Source organism: Stenotrophomonas sp. P5_B8, from assembly GCF_054049855.1.
Genome location: NZ_JBFULO010000480.1, coordinates 1 through 2,701 on the forward strand (window position 1 = coordinate 1; position 2,701 = coordinate 2,701).

The following is a 2,701-nucleotide window of genomic DNA, read 5'->3' on the forward strand; positions in this document are numbered from 1 at the left end:
ACAAATATCGCGACGAGAAGCTACAGTCAAAGTCCGAAATGGAACTACGAATCCACTTTCAAGCACCCCAGGAATAGTAGGTATGATATAAATATCAGATCGACCGCCCTGCATTCTATTCGAAAGCACCTTCTTAATTTTTGCTGACAGCTTTTCGAGCCTTTTTGCAACCTGGCTGTCCTCAGACTTAAGCTTTATTAAATCTGGAGCGATGACATGTCCACTTTCAACCACGCGCGCCAATACCTCCACGGGTTGAACCAGGCAATTAATGAATGCCACATCTGGCTTGTGAATTCCCTTAATGTCAGCGCGCCAGCGCACCTCGCCTCCACGAACAAGCCACTCTCGAAGCGGCTCATTGGAAACCCCACCAATAGGGCTACTCATCGCATTGGCGATAGCCCTGACTTCAGCGAGAAGAAGATCCATAATTTCTTCGGCACAGTCCGGTATGGCGAATTTCCCAATGTACTCCCTAGCAGGCAGAACACTAAGGCAGAACAGGTCGTCGCGACCATTTGAGTTCAGCAGATCACAATCAGCACTAACTATAAACTTGATTCCAAATTTACTGGAACTAACCAAAGTTCCCTGCCAGACGTTCAGCTCAATACCGTTATGCGCCTCGACACCAAACCGCAACGAACGATCTTCCATTTCAGCCCCCTTGCTCCTGAAGCTAAAATATACATCGGTCATCGGGAGGCAAGCCAGCACCTGAACTCCCAAGCCGCTCCCAGCCACCGTAAACCATGCCCGAGAGCTGTAGCCTCGAGCCAAATAGCCCCTTCGCTTGCTAATGGCCTTGCCACCAGCATCACCTCCAGCAGGCCCATCTGCGTCCACCCTTGCAGTACTGATGCAGCTGCTTACAGCACCACAACCGGGCCGATACCCTTTTGGAACAATGACTTCGCCAAGCTCCCTTGTCAGCCAGAGTACTGATAAGTGCCTTGTAAGCCGGGGAGCCGGCACTTTGAGCCCATCCGAGCGCGCGAACCCTTGGGGATTGCTGGGCGGGGCTGACTCATGCACTCAAGGCGGACACTCGCTTGCGGTGTACCTCCCCGGAGCCGAACCTACGTGTAGTACTTCTCATTGACGTTGCGGCTGCAGGCGAGACACTTTCGATATGCACCAAAAAGCCCAGGACGCTCCCGTCCCAGCAAGCCACCGCATTCGCAAACCAGCGGGCTGCTTCCTTGATCACAGCGCCATAGCCTCACAGTGGCGATAAGTCCAAAGATCACCGAAGCCACGATCGCCAAAGCCGGAGCCAGGCGCGCCACTGCGTAGATCTCTGAAAGCAACTGGCTCTCCCGTATCATCCCCAAGGGCAGCATCAACAGCAACCCCAGCGCCAAAGCCCCCAGTGCTGGCGCGTACATCCTTGCCATCATCCACTTCCAACGGTCCATGTGGTCATCCCGGCGATTGTTTAACGCATCCTTGAACATATCGGTCGCAGGGGATGAGACCTGAAAGCTACGCTTTTCTGCCGCCCCTACAAAGTCAAACCTCACCGTACACTTCATACTTGCCCGTCCACCTTACTGTTGCAGGCGTTGGCAGACGCACCGCCGCCCGCACCTGCCATACAGGGCTCCAAGAGCACGCGATTTGATAGCGTTTCACATGGGGCAGGATGCAGCCTGCAAGAACGACATGCCGGATTGCAATCAATCTTCCAGCCCCTCCACTCTCGTCCGTGCAACGGCTTCTCTCGATGCACCAAGTTGCGCCACAGATCTCGCACCGGCCTTCTTGCATTAGAAGTCCAAAAATCACCCATGGATGAGGTGACCTGTTGAAATCACTTTACACTGGCGCAAGCAGTCTGGATAAAGCGGAAGAACCGGGACTGCGAGGCGACATRGCGCAGTTGGGATGCTCACCAGCACGCACAGGAAGCCCGTTACTTACGCCGCAGAGGTAGACAGCAACACCCCTACACAGAGGCACCAGAGAGTAGCTAGAAGCTCTTGCAGGCGCTTCAATTGAACGCCCGTCAAACTTCTTTCAATCAACTCCGGACTTAACCCCCTGCGCGTCCCCGAAGGGGCGCGCATCTGGACCCGAGGTGCGAGGGCCGAAGGCCCGAGTACCGATGGGACCAGTCACGGGACATCAACGTTGGCATCCCAATAAATATCTACCTTCTCAAAGAGAAGGTAGTTGCTCTTGATGTATAGCTCTTATGGGGCTGCTGACAAGCAAGCTCGTTTGCACGCGTAAGACCTTGTCGGCGCTCGCTATGCAGCCAGTTTTCGCCGTTGCTCCTCGCGATGCTTGCGCTGGCTGTTCCGGTTCTGCTCACGCCTCCTATCAGCACGGGGATCGCCTGAGACGCCTGCGGCATTCAGCGCGCGTGTCACCTTCCGCTTTACGCTCGAGCACTGGACGGTGAATGGGCAGTTGTGACAGGGCATATCCCGCACGTCGTTACGATTGCCGATGCACGCCGGAACGTATCCTTCAGGCGCCTCGTTAACCTCAGCAGGCACGGCGACAGTCACCAGCGCATCCCGGACCATATCTGCTTCAAACATCGCCCCGGCACGCGCCTCTGTCAGCGGACCATCGACCCCAAGATATCGTGCCAGCTTGGCCGGCCCGTCCTTTGCATGAAGCACATCGGCACGCAATGCCCGCATTGCTGCAGCATGCACAGGATCTTCTCCGGACGGCTCCATAAAGA

3 protein-coding genes are annotated in these 2,701 nt (G+C 55.5%); all 3 read right to left on the bottom strand.

The genetic code is table 11. From position 1 onward, the window contains the following. Window positions 1-702: hypothetical protein (locus ACXJKH_RS18305; protein ID WP_457321477.1), on the bottom strand; the 702-nt coding region annotated here is incomplete at its 3' end. 380 nt (window positions 703-1,082) lie between these two features. Then, window positions 1,083-1,526, bottom strand: coding sequence for a hypothetical protein (locus tag ACXJKH_RS18310; protein WP_457321479.1), 444 nt, complete (start codon window positions 1,524-1,526; stop codon window positions 1,083-1,085). A 729-nt stretch (window positions 1,527-2,255) separates the two neighbouring features. Further along, the coding region (locus ACXJKH_RS18315; RefSeq protein ID WP_457321481.1) for a hypothetical protein at window positions 2,256-2,701 on the bottom strand (446 nt) is incomplete at its 5' end.